This window comes from Streptomyces sp. NBC_01197 (assembly GCF_036010505.1).
Lineage (GTDB): Bacteria > Actinomycetota > Actinomycetes > Streptomycetales > Streptomycetaceae > Streptomyces.
This window is the reverse complement of record NZ_CP108569.1, coordinates 240267-256857: the sequence shown is the minus strand read 5'-3', so window position 1 is coordinate 256857 and position 16591 is coordinate 240267. Positions and strand designations below refer to the sequence as shown.

The 16591-nt window shown below is 69.0% G+C and carries 14 protein-coding genes; 9 read left to right on the top strand and 5 right to left on the bottom strand.

Annotated elements, in window-relative coordinates:
* Positions 1 to 350 precede the first annotated feature (350 nt).
* The 3 genes from OG452_RS01215 to OG452_RS01205 all read right to left on the bottom strand — a co-directional run bounded on the left by OG452_RS01215 (position 351) and on the right by OG452_RS01205 (position 2516).
* Positions 351 to 554, bottom strand: coding sequence for a cold-shock protein (locus OG452_RS01215; protein ID WP_164265153.1), 204 nt, complete (start codon positions 552 to 554; stop codon positions 351 to 353).
* 276 nt (positions 555 to 830) lie between these two features.
* A complete protein-coding gene (locus tag OG452_RS01210) occupies positions 831 to 1319 on the bottom strand; it encodes a MarR family winged helix-turn-helix transcriptional regulator (RefSeq protein ID WP_327293704.1) in 489 nt (162 codons plus the stop codon).
* Between the two features lie 132 nt (positions 1320 to 1451).
* Positions 1452 to 2516: an ATP-dependent DNA ligase gene (locus tag OG452_RS01205; protein WP_327293703.1), complete on the bottom strand. Its 1065-nt coding sequence runs from the start codon at positions 2514 to 2516 to the stop codon at positions 1452 to 1454.
* 74 nt (positions 2517 to 2590) lie between these two features.
* On the opposite strand from OG452_RS01205, the gene ligD reads away from it, so the two are divergent.
* Positions 2591 to 3616 (top strand): non-homologous end-joining DNA ligase, encoded by a 1026-nt coding sequence (ligD, locus tag OG452_RS01200; RefSeq protein WP_327293702.1) that lies wholly within the window; start codon positions 2591 to 2593, stop codon positions 3614 to 3616.
* A gap of 35 nt (positions 3617 to 3651) precedes the next feature.
* Here the strand turns inward: ligD and OG452_RS01195 are convergent, their stop codons facing one another.
* On the bottom strand, positions 3652 to 5013 hold the full coding sequence (locus OG452_RS01195) for an NAD(P)/FAD-dependent oxidoreductase (RefSeq protein ID WP_327293701.1): 1362 nt from the start codon (positions 5011 to 5013) through the stop codon (positions 3652 to 3654).
* Between the two features lie 291 nt (positions 5014 to 5304).
* Between OG452_RS01195 and OG452_RS01190 the strand changes: the two genes are divergently transcribed.
* From OG452_RS01190 to OG452_RS01155, 8 genes are all read left to right on the top strand, one after another.
* Positions 5305 to 6123 (top strand): methyltransferase domain-containing protein, encoded by an 819-nt coding sequence (locus OG452_RS01190; protein WP_327293700.1) that lies wholly within the window; start codon positions 5305 to 5307, stop codon positions 6121 to 6123.
* 127 nt (positions 6124 to 6250) lie between these two features.
* Positions 6251 to 6823, top strand: a complete 573-nt coding sequence (locus tag OG452_RS01185; protein WP_327293699.1) for a hypothetical protein — start codon at positions 6251 to 6253, stop codon at positions 6821 to 6823.
* 120 nt (positions 6824 to 6943) lie between these two features.
* Positions 6944 to 8212: a VWA domain-containing protein gene (locus tag OG452_RS01180; protein ID WP_327293698.1), complete on the top strand. Its 1269-nt coding sequence runs from the start codon at positions 6944 to 6946 to the stop codon at positions 8210 to 8212.
* Positions 8212 to 9099 carry a hypothetical protein gene (locus tag OG452_RS01175; protein WP_327293697.1) on the top strand — a complete coding sequence of 296 codons (888 nt, stop codon included), beginning with the start codon at positions 8212 to 8214 and terminating at the stop codon, positions 9097 to 9099. Before OG452_RS01180 ends, OG452_RS01175 begins: the two co-directional genes overlap by 1 nt.
* 219 nt (positions 9100 to 9318) lie before the next feature.
* The gene (locus OG452_RS01170; RefSeq protein ID WP_327293696.1) at positions 9319 to 10062 is read left to right on the top strand and encodes a FadR/GntR family transcriptional regulator; all 744 of its coding nucleotides are present in this window, start codon (positions 9319 to 9321) and stop codon (positions 10060 to 10062) included.
* A gap of 740 nt (positions 10063 to 10802) precedes the next feature.
* Positions 10803 to 11681 carry a cyclase family protein gene (locus OG452_RS01165; RefSeq protein ID WP_327293695.1) on the top strand — a complete coding sequence of 293 codons (879 nt, stop codon included), beginning with the start codon at positions 10803 to 10805 and terminating at the stop codon, positions 11679 to 11681.
* A gap of 31 nt (positions 11682 to 11712) precedes the next feature.
* A complete protein-coding gene (locus OG452_RS01160) occupies positions 11713 to 13302 on the top strand; it encodes an AMP-binding protein (RefSeq protein WP_327293694.1) in 1590 nt (529 codons plus the stop codon).
* 215 nt (positions 13303 to 13517) lie between these two features.
* On the top strand, positions 13518 to 14582 hold the full coding sequence (locus tag OG452_RS01155; protein WP_327293693.1) for an SMP-30/gluconolactonase/LRE family protein: 1065 nt from the start codon (positions 13518 to 13520) through the stop codon (positions 14580 to 14582).
* Between the two features lie 112 nt (positions 14583 to 14694).
* On the opposite strand, the gene OG452_RS01150 is transcribed toward OG452_RS01155, so the two are convergent.
* Entirely contained in the window at positions 14695 to 16233 is a 1539-nt protein-coding gene (locus OG452_RS01150; RefSeq protein ID WP_327293692.1) for a class I adenylate-forming enzyme family protein, read from the bottom strand.
* Between the last annotated feature and the right edge of the window lie 358 nt (positions 16234 to 16591).

Here is a 16591-nt window from a genome sequence, read left to right as displayed (position 1 = left end):
TATCGAGGAATTCTCGGCAGCGGACAAGAGGCCGAAGAATCGCAAGAACGAGCCGAAGTAAAGAGCGAAATCAAGGCCGGACAGATCGGAGAAATGCCGGGGCGGTGAGTTCGAAAACGGCCGGAAACTGCCGAACGGAGGCGGCTGGTGCACCGGCGCGTAGGGGGTCAGGCGGGCCCTCGTCCGTCCTCAGGAAGCGACGGGCGGCGCACCCAGCCCCCAGCGGGGCCGCGGTGCGCACCTGGCAACGGGCCTCTCCGGCACCGTAACAGGGAACCGGGCGAAGCCCGAACAAAGCAACGAGCTGGGGCCCGCACCCCAAGGTGCGGGCCCCAGCTGCGTGTCATGCGTCAGGCGGGAACGATGTTCTCGGCCTGCGGGCCCTTCTGGCCCTGCGTGACGTCGAAGGTCACCTTCTGGCCTTCCTGGAGCTCGCGGAAGCCCTGGGCGGCGATGTTCGAGTAGTGGGCGAAGACGTCAGCGCCGCCACCCTCCTGCTCGATGAAGCCGAAGCCCTTTTCCGCGTTGAACCACTTGACGGTGCCAGATGCCATGTGAAACTCTCCTTCGGGGCAAAATGCCCGGAGGCCCGCACTGTGCGAACCCCACGTCGCCGCGATGATTACCACGTCCGGAATACTCCGGAAATACAAAAGTGCGCCCACCGGCACAGAAAGCCAGTGAGAGCACTTGAAGTCTTTGGGAACCACAACTGCAACTGGTAACGACAGTAGCACGCTGCGCACCACGATGCGTGGCAGATTTTCTCGAAGAGTGCTCGGATCGCGGAAAATCAACCCAGCGGCGCCGTTATTCCCGCAGGGCGGAAATTAAATGCCGGTGGACTCGGCCGCCTCCGCTGCCTGCACGGTCGTCGCTGCTCCGACCGCGCTGACGAGCGGCGCCAGCTCGGGGTCGGCCGCCGCCCGGTCGAGAGCGGTGCGCAGGGCCGCGACATTGGTGGGACGGGCCTGTTCCAGGAGCAGCGCGCCGGCGGACGTGACGTCGGTGTAGATGCCGCGCCGGTCGGTGGGGCAGAGGTACCTGGAGAGCAGCCCCCGGTCTTCCAGGCGGGTGACGAGCCGGGTGGTGGCGGAGTGGCTGAGGACCACCGCCTCGGCGACCTGCTTCATCTGCAGATGACCGCCCTCTCCGTCGTGCTGGCGGCTCAGGACGTCGAGCAGTGAGTATTCGCGCACGCTCAGCCCGTGGCCGGCCTGGAGCGCGCGCTCGATGTGGGCCTCGATCCTTCCGTGCAGGAGGGAGAGGGCGCACCAGCTCTGGCTCAGAGCGGTCATCGCCGGATCCGTCGCGGTCATCGGTACCTCCTTCGGCGGGAGCCACCTGGGCGGTTGTCGACCCTTGGGTGCCTGTACGTCCCCGCGGACAACTATAACGCGCCTGCAATTAAGCAGCGCACGCAAGTACCTGGCAGACGTGGCCGGGACGGCTCAGGCGTTCAGGATGTCCGCCAGGCCCGGACCGGCCGGTTCCTCCAGCTGCGCATACGTGCAGCTCTGCGGGTCCCGGTCCGGGCGCCACCGGCGCCACTGGGTGGTGTGCCGGAACCGTGCGCCGTTCTCCATGTGGTCGTACGCCACCTCGAGCACCCGCTCGGGACGCAGCGGAATCCACGACAGATCCTTCTTGCCGCTCCAGCGGCTGGGCGCTCCCGGCAGCCGTGCCGTCTCATGTGCCGCCTCCTCGGCCCACGCCGCCCAGGGGTGCCCGGCTGCCGACTCCATGCGCAGGGGCTCCAGTTCGGTGACGAGTTCCGCGCGGCGCTTCATGGAGAACGCCGCGCAGACGCCGACGTGCTGGAGAGCGCCCTCGCTGTCGTACAGACCCAGCAGCAGCGACCCGACGACCGGGCCGGACCGGTGGAGGCGGTAGCCGGCCACGACCACGTCCGCCGTGCGTTCGTGCTTGATCTTGTACATCGCGCGCTCGTTGGGGAGATACGGCAGGCCGAGCGGCTTGGCCACCACGCCGTCGAGACCGGCGCCCTCGAAGGTGCGGAACCAGTCCTCGGCCACCGCCACGTCGGTCGTCGCCGGCGCGAGATGTACCGGCGGCCCGGCCTGGGCCAGCGCCGAGGTCAGCCGTTCGCGCCTGACCGCCTGGCCCGTCGCCATCAGCGACTCGTCACCGAGGGCCAGCAGGTCGAACGCGATGAACGACGCGGGGGTCTGTTCGGCGAGCAGTCTCACCCGGGACGCCGCGGGGTGGATCCGCTCGGTGAGCGCGTCGAAGTCCAGCCGGCCGTCCCGGGTGATGACGATCTCGCCGTCCAGGACGCACCGCTCGGGCAGGTTGCGCAGCAGTGCGTCCGCCAGCTCGGGGAAGTACCGGGTGAGCGGCTTGCCCGTACGGCTGGTCAGCTCGGCCTCCGGGCCGTCCCGGAAGACGATCGCCCGGAATCCGTCCCACTTGCCCTCGTACTGCATACCGGGCGGGATCTTCTTCACGGACTTGGCGAGCATGGGCCTGACGGGCGGCAGAACAGGCAGATCCATACTCGGATTCTGCCGTCGGACGCCGCGTCCCGCCCGATATGCGAAGCGCGCCCCCGGCGCCTAGCGTGACCCGCATGGGTGCAGCAGTGGAGCTCGAAGCGGGGGAGCGGACGGTACGGCTCTCCAGTCCCGACAAGATCTACTTTCCGGAACGGGGCTTCACCAAGCTCGACCTCGCCCAGTACTACATCGCGGTCGGCGCGGGCATCACCCGCGCGTTGCGGGACCGCCCCACCACGCTCCAGCGCTACCCCGACGGGCTGGCCGGCGAGTCCTTCTACCAGAAGCGCGCGCCGAAGAACCTTCCGGACTGGATCCCCACCGGCACCGTCACCTTTCCCAGCGGCCGTACGGCGGACGAGATGTGCCCCACCGAGCCGGCCGCGGTGCTCTGGGCCGCGCAGTTCGCCACCTTCACCTTCCATCCCTGGCCGGTGCGCCGGCAGGATCCCGAACACCCGGACGAGCTCCGGATCGATCTCGACCCGCAGCCGGGCACCGACTTCGACGACGCCGTGCGCGCAGCACACGAACTGCGCGCCGTACTCGACGACTTCGGCGGGCTGCGCGGCTGGCCCAAGACGTCCGGCGGCCGTGGACTCCACCTCTTCGTACCCATCGAGCCCCGGTGGACCTTCACCGAGGTACGGCGTGCCGTCATCGCCTGCGGGCGCGAGCTGGAGCGCCGGATGCCGGAGCGGGTGACCACGGCCTGGTGGAAGGAGGAGCGGGGCGAGCGCATCTTCGTCGACTTCAACCAGACGGCCCGCGACCGCACGATCGCCTCCGCCTACTCGGTCCGCCCCCATCCGCGCGCCCAGGTGTCGGCGCCGCTGCGCTGGGACGAGGTCGACAGCGTGCACCCCGCCGACTTCGACATCGCCTCCATGCGGGACCGCTACGCCGGCCTCGGTGACGTGCACGCGGACATGGACGACCACCGATTCCGCCTGGACGCCCTGCTGGAACTGGCCGACCGGGACGAGCGGGACCGCGGCCTGGGCGACCTCCCGTATCCGCCCGAGTACCCGAAGATGCCGGGTGAGCCCAAACGAGTGCAGCCGAGCCGTGCCAGGCACGTCTCGGAGCACGACGCATAGCCGGGGGGACTACGGGCAGCCCCGGGTGGTTCGCGTCAGCCCCGGGCCGTCATCGACGCCGTGTGCTGACGCACCTGCTCCGGGGTGAGATAGGAGTCCGTGTACTCGAAGTCGCGCAGGGTCGCGCGCTTCTGGGCCTGGAAACCGGTCCGTACGAAGTCGTCCCCGGCGATGGCGTTGATCATCCAGTTGGTCATCACCCGGGTCTTGGCGACATTGGTGCGCAGCGCCGACCAGTGGTAACCGCGGGCCACCGCCTGCGCCGACAGGCCGCGCAGCTCGATTCCGAGCGGCTTCGAGACGGCGTCCCTGCCGCCCAGGTCGACCACAAGACCCAGGTCCTTGTGGACGTACGGCTGGAGCGGCTGATGGCGCAGCGAGGCCACGATGTTCTCCGCGAGCTTCCGGCCCTGGCGCATCGAGTGCTGTGCGGTGGGCGGGCAGATCGCGTCGTCCCCCTTGGCGAGGTCAGGCACGGCGGCGGCGTCACCGAGGGCGTAGACCCCGTCGAGTCCGGGCACCGTCATCTCAGGTGTCACCGCGAGCCGTCCGCGTACCGTCTCGGTGCCCAGCGTGCCGATCAGCGGACTCGCCGCGACCCCCGCTGTCCAGATCAGAGTGCGGCACGGGAGGACCCGGCCGTCGGTGAACGTCACCTTGTCCGGACCGGCCTCGGCGATCGACACCCCGAGCGAGACCTCGATGCCGCGTCCGCGCAGGATCTCCAGCGCACTGCGTCCGAGCTTGTCGCCCAGCTCCGGCATCAGCTTCGGAGCGATGTCGATCAGATGCCATTTGACCAGCTTCGGATCAATGCGCGGATAGTGCTTCACGGCGTTCGTGGTGAGGCGCTGCAGGCAGGCGGCCGTCTCGGTGCCCGCGTAACCGCCGCCGACCACCACGAACTGGAGCCGGGACGCCCGCTCCGCCTCGTCGTGACTGGCGTCCGCCAGGTCCAACTGGGCGATCACGTGGTCGCGGATGTACGCGGCCTCGGCGAGCGTCTTCATCCCGCGGGCGTTGTCGACGAGGCCCGGGATGTCGAACGTACGGGTGATGCTGCCCGGGGACAGCACGATCTGGTCGTAGCGCTCGTTGACGATCTCACCGGTGATGTCGCGGATGACGCAGACCTTCGCCTTGGTGTCGACCCCGATTGCGCCGCCGGGAATGATCCGGGTGCGGTGTTTCCGGCTTCGGCGCAGCGACACGGCGACCGACTGCGGGGTGAGGACGCCGGAGGCGACCTGGGGCAGCAAGGGCAGATAGAGCTGGTAGGAGAAGGGCGCGACAAGCGCGATCTCCGCCTCGCCGGGGATGAGCCGCCGCTCAAGACGGCGTACGCACTCCACTCCGGCGAAGCCTGCGCCCACTACGAGAATCCTGGGTCGTCCCACGGTGTTCGTCCCTTCTCAGGTCTGCCCGGTCGTCCGTCCCCTTCCCGCCTGCCCCGTGGGACGGGTGACGGCACGTGTGAATCGCGCCCTGACCCCTGCCTGGCACAGCCCATCTTCGCGGGCCGGAGGAGAGTCCGCCTGCTGAACCACGGGGCAGGGCCCCGCCGGATACGGACCGTGCCCTGCCGTGGGCGCTGTGTCGTCGGCGCTCGTTGTGCGACTGAGCGGGTGGATCCAGGCTGAGGGGGCAGGGCCGTACAGCTGCGCCGGCAGAGCAATAGAGTGGCGGGCATGGCGGATTCGCGGCCGACCTCGGCGTTCCACTCGGACAACATCACACCTTCGACCACCGACCGACTGGTCGGAGCGCTGGACGTGCAGGCGGCGAGCCAGGGCGTGCGCCGGCTGCGGGAGTGGGCACACCACGCGCTGGCCGCCCGCCCGGGTGAGCGCGCGCTCGACATCGGGGCCGGGACCGGATCGGAGACCCAGTTGCTCGCGGCGGCGGTGACCGACAGCGGCGCGGCGACCGGGGTGGAGCCGAACCCGGGGCTGCGGGAGGTCGCCGAGCACCGTGCGGCCGAGGCGCGGAGCAGTGCCCGCTTCGTGTCCGGCGACGCCTGCGCGCTCCCGGTGGAGGACGCCGGCCTTGATGTCGTCTGGTGCGAGCGGGTGTTCCAGCACCTCACAGAACCGGACAGGGCGGCCGCCGAGATCGCGCGCGTGCTGCGGCCGGGAGGTCGCGTCGCCCTGCTCGACACCGACTGGGCCACCACGATCCTGCATCCCGGAGACCCGGAGGTGGTGGCGGTCCTCACCGGTGGCGCCCTCACGATGGCGGCCAACCCGAATGCCGGACGCAGACTGGCAGGCCAACTGGCCGCTGTGGGGCTGGAGATCGACGACCTCGGCTCGCAGGCGCTCATCCAGGATCACCGGAAGGTCAGCTGGTCCATCATCCGGATGCTCGGTGAGACAGCGGTGAAGCGCGAACTGATCACGGAGCAGCAGCGGGACCAGCTGTACGCGGACCTCGCGTCGGCCGCTGAGCACAGCGCGCTGCATATGTCCGTCACCATGTTCGGCGTCATCGCACACCGGCCCGTCTGACTCCGCCGCTACGCCGCGACGTCCTGCCCTGCCCTGCCCGCCGGTATTGTGCGGATCCATGAAGACCGATCCCGACACCGCTACCGTGAGGGACCGCCACAGCGCCGGGCGGGGTGCGTATCACCGCATGACGAGTACAGCTGTGGCCCGCACCGTCACGGACGTACTCCAGCCACGTAACGTCCTGTTGGCGGGAATGCCCGGTATCGGCATCGCGGCGGCGGGGGACTGGACCGGCATCCCCTGGGGACTGCTCGGCGCCGTGTGCGCGGGGCTGGTTCCCGCGGCGTTCATCGAGTGGGAGCGCCGGCGCGGCACTTGGGGGGACCGGCATGTGGTGGACCGCAAGCAGCGCGCGCCGATCTTCCTCGTCATCCTCGGTTCGGTCGGGACCGGCGCTGCCCTGATGATCGCGGGCGGCGCGCCCCGGGGGATCCTGCTGGCCATGCTCGCCCTCTGGGCGATGACCGTGGTCCTGCTGGCGGTCAACACCGTATGGAAGATCAGTGTGGACGCGGCCGTGGCCTCGGCGGTCGTCGCGATGCTGGCCGCCGTCCACGCGCCGTGGTGGATCGCCGGGTATGTGCTGGTGGCCGTGGTCTGCTGGTCCCGTGTCGCGCTCGCCTACCACTCCGTCGCGCAGACGGTCGCGGGCGCCTCGCTCGGCGCGGCAACGGCCGCCGTTCTCGTCCTGGCGTAACGCGGTTCACGCCCAGGTTCCGGGGCCCCGTAACGATTCGGCCGACCGGTTGGCACGTCCGAACTCCCCTCCCCGGGAAGCGTTTTGGAGATATGGGGGCAGGCTCCGTACGATCCGGTGATGATCATGAGAAAACGGCTGGCGGCCGGAGTGTGCACGCTCCTGGCTGCCCTGGTCGTCGGAACCTTCCCCACCGGCGCCGCCGCTGCCGATGAACCGTCCGACAAGCCATCGCCCAAGGTCGAGTTGGTGCTCGACGTCAGTGGCTCGATGCGCACGCGCGACATCGACGGCGGCTCGCGGATGACGGCGGCGAAGCAGGCCTTCAACGAAGTTCTCGACTCGGTGCCCGAGCAGGTGCAACTGGGCATACGCACGCTGGGTGCGAACTACCCCGGCAACGACCGCAGGACCGGGTGCAAGGACACCCGGCAGCTGTACCCGGTGGGGCAACTCGACCGGACCGAGGCCAAGACGGCGGTCGCCACGCTCGCGCCCACCGGCTGGACACCGATCGGACCCGCCCTCCAGGCGGCGGCCCGGGACCTCAAGGGCGGTGAAGCCACCCGCCGTATCGTCCTCATCAGTGACGGCGAGGACACCTGCGCGCCGCTCGACCCGTGCGTTGTGGCACGCGACATCGCGGCCCAGGGCATCCACCTCGTCATCGACACCCTGGGTCTGGTGCCCGACGCCAAGACCCAGAAGCAGCTGAGCTGCATCGCCGAGGCGACCGGCGGCACGTACACCTCCGTACGCCACACCAATGAACTCTCCGGGCGCGTCACGCAGTTGGTGGACCGAGCGGCGGCCCCCGTCACCACACCCGTGGCCACCGAGGGTACGGACACCTGCACGAACGCCCCGCAGCTCAAGGCCGGGCTCTACAGCGACCGGGAGAGGTTCGCCGAGCACCGCTGGTACCGGGTGGACGTCCGGCCCGGCCAGGAACTCCGCGCCTCCGTCAGTGTCGCCGCCGACCGGGCCGTCAACAACGACTACGGCGTACTGCTCCGGGCATTGACCGTCCACGGGCGGGAGCTCGTACGAGGGCAGGAGTCGGGCACCGGGCGCACCGACGCCATCTCCACGGGCCTGCGCTATCCGAAGCCGTCTGTCGGATCGGACGACGCACAGAGCCAGGCGGAGACGGTCTGCCTCCAGGTCAGCAACTCCTTCTCGGCGCCGCCGTCGGTCAAGACCACGCCCGGCCTGCCCGTCGAACTGAACATCGCCGTCGTGGACGCACCCGGCAAGGCATCCGACGTGGCCGCCTTCGGGCTCGGCCGCGGCTGGTGGCTGCTCGGCGTCCTGGCCCTCACCGGCCTGGTCGCGGGTGTGCTGTGGGGCTGGGTTTCACGCTTGCGCTTCGCCGGGAGGACCAACTGATGCGGATCAACCGGATATTCCCGCTCACCGTCCTGGCCGGGCTGGCTCTCTTCGGCGGGGCCGGCGCCGCAGCGGCTGACACGGGGACGCCGTCTCCGGATGTCTCCTCTTCGGCTTCCCCGGCGGACGGCAGCGGGGCGCCGTCCCAGGCCGGCACGGCATTCCGGACGGCGACCGCCATCCGGCAGGGCCGGCACGCCACCGTGAGCGCCTCGACCGGCGACTACCTGTACTGGGTCTTCCCCGCCGACGCGGGCCAGTCGGCCACGGTCGACGCCACCGTGAAGCTGCCGGAAGCCTCCGCCCGTCACGGTGCCTCGACCTGGCAGCTCGATGTCTACGACGGGCTGCGCAGGCGGCAGTCGTGCCAGTACGGCAGCCAGAGCAGGGTGGCGTCGGCGGATGCCGCCTCCGTCACCATGACCTGCCATCTGCGTACGGTCCGGTCCTGGGCGGAGCCCTGGGCCAACGACCCGCTGCCGGGCAGCTATTACATCCGGCTGACGGTCATCGACCTTCCGCAGGAGGACCTCGGGCTGCCGGTGCAGGCGGACGTCGTGGCCACCTCGTCCGGTGACGGCGGAGCACATGCCGTGGACGGTTCGCTCTCGTCCCCGCTGACGGCGGTCACCGCGCCGGACGCTTCATCGGCCACGTCGTCCCCGTCGGACACCGCGGGGGCCTCGGACTCGGCGGGTACGCCGGATGCGGCGACGCCCGCGGGTACCGCCGCCGAACCCGAGGACGGCTGGTCGTCCGGCTGGTGGTCCGACCGCTGGATCTGGACCGTGGGCGGCGGAGTCCTGGGCGCGCTCGCCGGTATTGCCGGATACTCGATGGCACGCGGCCCGGGCCGGCCGTCCTACCGGCGCCCGCCGATCGCCTGAGACAGCGGTCCCCGTCCGGCGTGGTCCGCGCCGGGCGGGGACCGGGCGGCGCGCGGTCTTCTGGTGCGCCTGCGCGGAGGATGAGGAGACTTATTTGGTCCCCCTCGCGGAATCGGCGCGGCTTTCTCCCAGGTCACCTATAGTGGGTCTCAGGAAGAGTGCTCTCTATGCACTGCGATGTTGCCAAGGCAATGATTCTCAGACAGGGCAGATCTGTCCATGACGGGCGACTGGAAGAGCGACACCGCACCTGCCGGACGGGGGAGTCAGCGACTCGCCGAGACCGTGGCGGCGCTGATCGAGAAGGACATCGTCAAGGAGGGCTGGCGCACCGGGTCGGTCCTCGGGTCCGAGCGGGATCTGATCGAACGCTACGGCGTGAGCCGTGCCGTGTTCCGCGAAGCCGTCCGGCTCATCGAGCATCACCAGATGGCGCGTATGCGGCGTGGGCCGGGCGGTGGCCTCGTCGTCACGGAACCTGACCCCGGCATCGTCCGCGATGCCGCGCGGGTTTACCTCCGGCACGCAGCCGTCAGCCGGCGTCAGCTGTTCGAGGCGAGGATGGCCCTCGAACTCGCGGGTGTCACCACCGCGATCGAGAAACTGACCGAGGCGGGAATCGCACGCCTGACGGGCGCCCTGGAGACCGAGCGGGAGCTCATGGACCAGGGTGTGACGCTCGGGCACGCGCGGAACCTCCACAGCGTGATCGCTGAATTGGCCGGTAACCCGGCGATCACCCTCTTCGTCGAGGTGTTGGCCCAGCTGGACCAGGACATGGTGCAGGACGAATGGGCGTCCGGTGACCTACCGGACGAGGGCAGTCGCGACGCCGCTCTCAAGTCCCACCAAGCTCACCAGGCGATGGTCGCGGCGATCGTGGCCGGCGACGCCCCGCTCGCACAACACCGGATGCGGCGGCACTTGCAAGCCGTGGCGGAGCTGTTGAAGAACGAGTCGTAGACACAGATCCTGGGCCGCCTGCCCAAGGGCGGCGCCCGGTGAACAGCTCGTCCTGCTCCGCGGGCACTCCCCGTCGGGTCACTTTTGACGCGGCCGTGATCAGCGGGCGACGACCGGGCCGGTAAATGGCGTGGAGAGTGTCGCGATCAGCGTGTCCGCGCCTGGCATTAGCGGTGTGCGCCGAAAGCAGCCTGCGGGAAGACCCCTCCTGGGACCTGGTGCGCGCGAAGTCGCCTCTCGGAGCCGCGCCGATTACGAGCACCCACTGGCCTCCGGAGCGTGGGCTTCCCCCTGCCGGACGATCATTCCCGTGAACTCACCGCCGCGAGGGCTGAGTTGGGTCCGGGCCGCAGCGAGCCGCGCCCAGTGGCGCGCGCGAGGAAGCATAGCGAGGATAAAAGTGCACTCTTTGGTGGCGGTTGGGATGCGTGTGATCAAGGTCTACTGCGCTCCTAGGCGGAGTACGTCTGGTCCACTGCCGGGCTAGACCTTGATATCGGGTAATGAGTACACTGAACTGATGCTGAGCAGAACGGGATGCACGGAGCGCGGTTGTGCCGTGTTCTCCGGCGCGGACAGCGGGACCGGCGGCAGAGCCGGTCGGTACGCGGCCGGCCTCGGCGCGACGCCGCGAGGAGTACCGGAACGGTACTGACGGCCGGTGCCGGCATGTCTGTCACGGCCTGATCGACAGCAGCGATCGGGCCACCTCTGCAGCAACTCGTGAAAGGGACGTCATCATGAACTCGCAGACCCGGCCGGACCGCCAGGCAGACGACCTTCTCCGCAATCTCGGCATCCCAGCCAGGGGTGCGGTGTACGACCTGTCCTCGGGTTGGTGGCGGCACATGCCTACATTTGACGGCTACCCACGTTTCGAGGTCCTCACCTACAGCTCGCCGCAAGGCCAGCGGGTCTCTCAGCGGTTCCCGTTCGACGACCCGGATGCCAACCAGGTCCAGATGGGCTACGTGTCCGAGCTCATGTCGGGGAGCCTGCACACCGGGACCCATATCGACGCGCTCTGTCATGTGACGTGCGGGGAGAACGACGAATGGCATGGGGGTGTGTCGGCGAATGAGGCACTGGGCGATTACGGTGCCGAACGCGGGGACGCCTCGGAACTGGCTCCCATCATCGGAAGAGGCGTTCTGCTGGACGTCCCCCGGGCGCTCGGTCTTGAAGTCCTGCCGCCCCACTTCGCCGTCGGTGAGCAGCATCTGCGGCAGGCGGCGGATGCTGCCGAGGTGACGATCCAGGACGGGGACATCGTGCTGGTGCGGACGGGGCAGATGAAGTTCTGGCCCGACATCGACCTGGTCCGCAAGCACAGCGACGGCAGTGGCGTGGCACTGGACGGAGCACAGTGGCTCGTGTCGCAGGGCGCGCGCTACGTGGGCGCGGACACCATGTCCTTCGAGGTGAGGCCGTCGACGGTGCCCGGGAACCAGCTCCCCGTGCACTTGTTCCTGCTCCATGAGCAGGGCATCCACATCATGGAGTGGGTCAACTGCGAGGGTCTGGCGGCCGATTCGGTCTCCAGCTTCCTCTTCGTGGGCCTGCCGCTGACCATTCGCGGCGGCACAGGGTCGCCGCTCCGGCCGATCGCCGTGGCGTAACCGGGCGGGGAGGCGCGTCAAGATGCACGGGATGGTCTTCTCCGAACTGACTCCGGTGGCGTTCGCCGCGCGCGCCGCCAAAGTGTTCGCCGACCGCCTCGCGGTCGTCGACGGCGACCTGCGGTACTCCTATGCCGAGCTCTGGCAACGGGCACAGGCGCTGGCCGGCGTGCTGGACGGGCACGGAGTGCGGCCGGGGGACCGGGTCGCGGTACTGGCCCCCAACACCCATGTGCTGCTGGAGGCGCACTACGGAGTGCCACTGGCCGGCGCGGTCCTCGTGGCACTCAACACCAGGCTGGCGCCTGCCGAGATCGCCTACATCCTCGACCACAGCGCTCCCGGCGTGGTGGTCGTGGACTCCGCGTACCGCGACGTGCTGACCGAGGCACTGAAGCACTGTGAGATCCAGCCGGCAGTGATCAGCTCAGGACAGCCGCAGGACGAGTACGAGTCCTTGCTGGCAGGCGCCACCCCGCGGGCGGTGACGGCCACCGACGAGAGATCCCTCCTGTCGATCAACTACACCAGCGGTACGACGGGACGGCCGAAGGGAGTGATGTACCACCACCGTGGTGCCTATCTCCAGGCGCTGGCGATGGCCTACCACGCCAAGCTGGACACGTCGTCGCGGTATCTGTGGACGCTGCCGATGTTCCACACGAACGGCTGGTGCTTCCCCTGGGCGGTGACTGCGGCCGGGGCGGTGCACCACTGCCTGCGCAAGGTGAACCCGCCGGACATCTGGCATGCCATTCGCGAGAGCGGTGTCACCCACTTCTGTGCGGCACCCACCGTTCTGGCCATGATGGCAGAGGACCCCGCTGCGACAGCACCGGTCTCCCACCCGGTACAGGTGTTCGTCGGGGGCGCGCCGCCCTGGCCCGCGCTGCTTGCCAGGATGAGCACGCTCGGCATTGAGACCCGTCATCTCTACGGGCTCACCGAGACGTTCGGCCCAGCCGTTGTATGTGACCCGCAGCCCGAGTGGCGGGATCTGCCGGTCGAACAGCGTGCACCGCTGATGGCGCGACAGGGCATAGCGAACGTCATCGCCGAACCCCTGCGGGTGGTCGGTTCCGATGGTGCCGACGTGCCGGCTGACGGCAGCACTCTCGGCGAGATCGTTCTGCGCGGCAATGACGTGATGCTCGGCTACTACCGCGACGACGAAGCGACCGCCGCAGCGACGACCACCGATGGCTGGTTCCGCTCGGGCGACCTGGGCGTCATGCATGCGGACGGCTATGTCGAGCTGCGCGACAGAGCCAAGGACGTCATCATCTCCGGCGGGGAGAACATCACTTGCGTCGAAGTGGAGAGCGCGCTCGCGGAGCACCCGGCGGTGCTGGAGGCCGCGGTCGTCGGTACACCGCACCCGAAATGGGGTGAGGTTCCGATCGCGTACGTCAAGCTCAGGTCCGGCACATCGGTCACCGAAGCAGAACTGGTCACCTTCGTGCGGGCCAGGATCGCGGGGTTCAAGACACCACGCCAAGTGGTCTTCTGCGAGCTGCCCAAGACATCGACGGGAAAGATCCAGAAGAACCTGCTGCGGCAGAGGGCCTCTCACGCCGCGATCGATCAGCCTCCTGCCAGCGGCTCGAAGAATGTCCCGTAGGGCGAGCTTCACCCGTTTCCGGTAGCAGGTTTGCTGTAGCAGGCCGGGGCGCCGCCGGCTGGGGAAGGCCGGGTGGCGGGAGCCCCCGCGCGCGTGCCGGACGGTGAGCCCGGCCGGCCCCCTAATTACGCCCGCGTCGCGACGTCATCCGAGATCTCGGAGCGGGGTCGCGGAGCGGAAGAACCATGATCTGGAGCAGTGGATCGGATGAAACCATGATCAGGACCAGGAAATCGCTCGCGCTCGCGGCCGCCTTTGTGGTGGCCCTGGTTGTCGGCGGCCCAGGGGGCACGAGCGCTGCGAGTACGACCGGCGGCCAGGGCGCCGTCCGGACCTCGGACGCGGGGCGGGGGACGCCGGCGCGTGGCATCCAGGCCGCTCAGGTCGCCAAAGTGGTGCCTCTTGACCCGCCGTCGGCGTTCGGGCACGCGACCGTGCTGGAGGGTCCGGCCTTCGGGCCCGACGGGCAGCTGTACTTCGTCGACTTCACCGCTCCGGCGGGACAGCCCAAGATCCTCCGGTACGACTTGCGGACGAAGACCGTCAAGCCTGTCTACACCGACGCCACGAGCCGCTTCTCGTCCCTGCAGTTCAGCCCGGCCGACGGGAAGATCTACGTCACCGACTACGACAACGGGAAGATCGACCGGCTCAACCCCGACGGCACCGGATTCACGACCGTCTTCTCGGGGCCGGTGGACGGCCGGGCGATGGTGCCCGACGACATCGCCTTCAACAAGGCGGGGGACATGTACGTCACCGACTACCAGGGCTCGCTGGAGAACCCGGTCGGCCGGGTGGTGCGTCTCGACGCCCACGGCACCGACCCGATCGTCCTGCAGGACGGCCTGTCCAATCCCAACGGCATCTCGTTCACCCCGGATTTCTCCGGCTTGTGGGTGGGTGAGTACAACCTCGGCCGCGAGGTCTACCTCACCCTCGCGCCCGACGGGAAGAGTGTGGTCGGGAGCGGCGTGGGCATGTCCGCCAACGTCGGCCAGGGCGGCTTCGACTCCAACTCCGTCGACTCCGCCGGCAACGTGTACCAGGTGGTCCTCGGCGCCGGGAAGATCCTCGTCTGGAACCGGACCGGAGACCTGATCGCCACGATCGCCATACCGCAGCGGCCCAAGCCGGAACTCCTCGTCAGCAACCTGGTGATCAAGCCGGGCACGAAGGACGGGTACATCACCGTCGGTGGCGACAACGGCGGCTACATCTACAAGTTCCGCGCCGTCGCGCCGGGGATCTCGCAGTCCAACGGCGGAGGCGCCGGATAGAGCCTCACACCATGCCTGCGCGGCCGGTGACGGTGAGACCGTCACCGGCCGCGCAGGCTGTGGCTGTTCAGGGGTGCCGCCGATCGCCGGGGCACGGGCCGGGTACGACGCGTTATGCCTGGGCGCTCGTGCCCGCGGTTTCGACGAGGGCTTCCGCGCGCACTCGTCGGCGGTCGGGCTTGCTGTTCGCGGTGAGCGGGATCGTGTCGAGCAGACGCAGGTTCTTGGGGAGCTTGTAGCCGGCCAGGTCCGCCCGGCAGAAGCTGCGCAGCTCCTCAAGATCAACCGTCTCGTCCTGAACGGGCACGATGCCGGCCTCGACCCGTTCCCCCCAGTGCGCGTCGGGCAGGCCGTACACCACGACGTCGGCGACCCGTGGGTGACGGAGGATCACTTCCTCCACCTCCCGTGGGTACACGTTCTCGCCACCGCTGATGATCACCTCTTTCGTACGGCCGACGATGAACACCCAACCGTCCTCCGTCCGTGAGGCACGGTCACCGATGTGCACTCCATCGGCCCGGAACGTCCCCGCTGTTTCCTCCGGCATTCCGTAGTACCCGTGGGCCTGCCATGGGCAGGAGACCACGAGGTCGCCGACGACACCTGCGGGGACGTCGCGGCCGTCCTCACCGAGGATCCGGACGACCGCGCCGGGAAGCGGCCGGCCCACACCGGTGGACCGGCCGGCCAGCAGGTCTTCGTGGTCGAATCCCATGACCGAGCCGAATTCGGTGGCGCCGAATCCGGCACGGATCCTTGCGTTGGGGAAGTCGCGCAGCAGACCGCGTACGAAGTCGTCTGTGGAGGGCGCGGACCCGAAGCGGATCGCCGTGACGTTCTCGCGGCGGGTGGTGGCGAAGTCGGGGTGGCCGCGAAGTGCGGCGAACATCGTCGGGGCACCCATCAGACGGCTGGCGCCGCTGTCGATGGCCGCGAGTGCGGAGCCGGCGTCGAACCGCCGCTGGATCCAGACTTCCCCACCTGCGAGCAGAGGGGCCAACAGGTTCGTTCCCAGCGTGATGTGAAAGAACGGGGAGAAGAACAGCTCGATATCGGTGATTGTCCGCGGATTCCCGTGGGCGCAGGTGTTGAGCCAGAGCCACAGGCTGCGATGGGTGTGAAACACACCCTTCGGCGTTCCGGTCGTGCCGCCGGTGGCGAAGATGACGGCCGGGGCGTCCTCGTCCGGGGGCGTGACAGGCCCATCCTGGAGCGCCAGTGGGGCCGTCCGGTCCGCAATGGGCTTCGGGTCGGCGGCGGCCGGCAACTCGATGACTCGACAGCCCGTCTCATGAGCGAGGGACGTATGGGCGGGGTCCGCGATCACCACGCTGGGGCGGAGCGTGGCGAGGTAGGAGCGTGCTTCCGGCCCGGTCAGGCGGTCATTGAGCGGTGCGGCCACCAGGCCGGAGGCCAGGGCGCCCAGGATGACCACGGTGTGCGGTATCGACGGCTCCATGGCCGTCACGACGCGGTCTCCGGTCCGCAGGCCGGCGCGCCGCAGTCCGGCCGCGACGGCATCCATCGCCTTGACCAGCTCGGTAAACGTCAGTTCGCCGGAGTCGTCACGCAGCGCTCGTCTATGCGCCCCGTGCGGCCCGGCGCCGATCGTGCGCAGCCAGTTCGGCAGTGTCAGTACATCACCCACGAAGTTGCTCCCTTGATCATCAGCCGGTGCGGTCAGCGCGAGGAGTTCCCGTCAAAGTATCGGCTAAAACGGCAATTGAGTGCCATCTTCTCGCCTTCGAGCGCCGGATCACGCTGGGCTCCGGGTGTTTGGTGTGCAGGTGCCGAGATCGCCTTCAGGCCTAGGGAGGAGCAGCCGATCTCTCCTCGTGGGCGCTGGGTCCTCACGTGGCCTTGCCGATCGACATGACGGGCGGCCGGGGCTGTGACGCGTCTCCTTCCGAGATGCGAGAGGTCTTGCCGCCGACCAAATAAAGTGTACTCTTTTCAGTAGAGCGCCTAGCTCCGCCGATGGGAGCGACCGACGTGGCACCACGGGA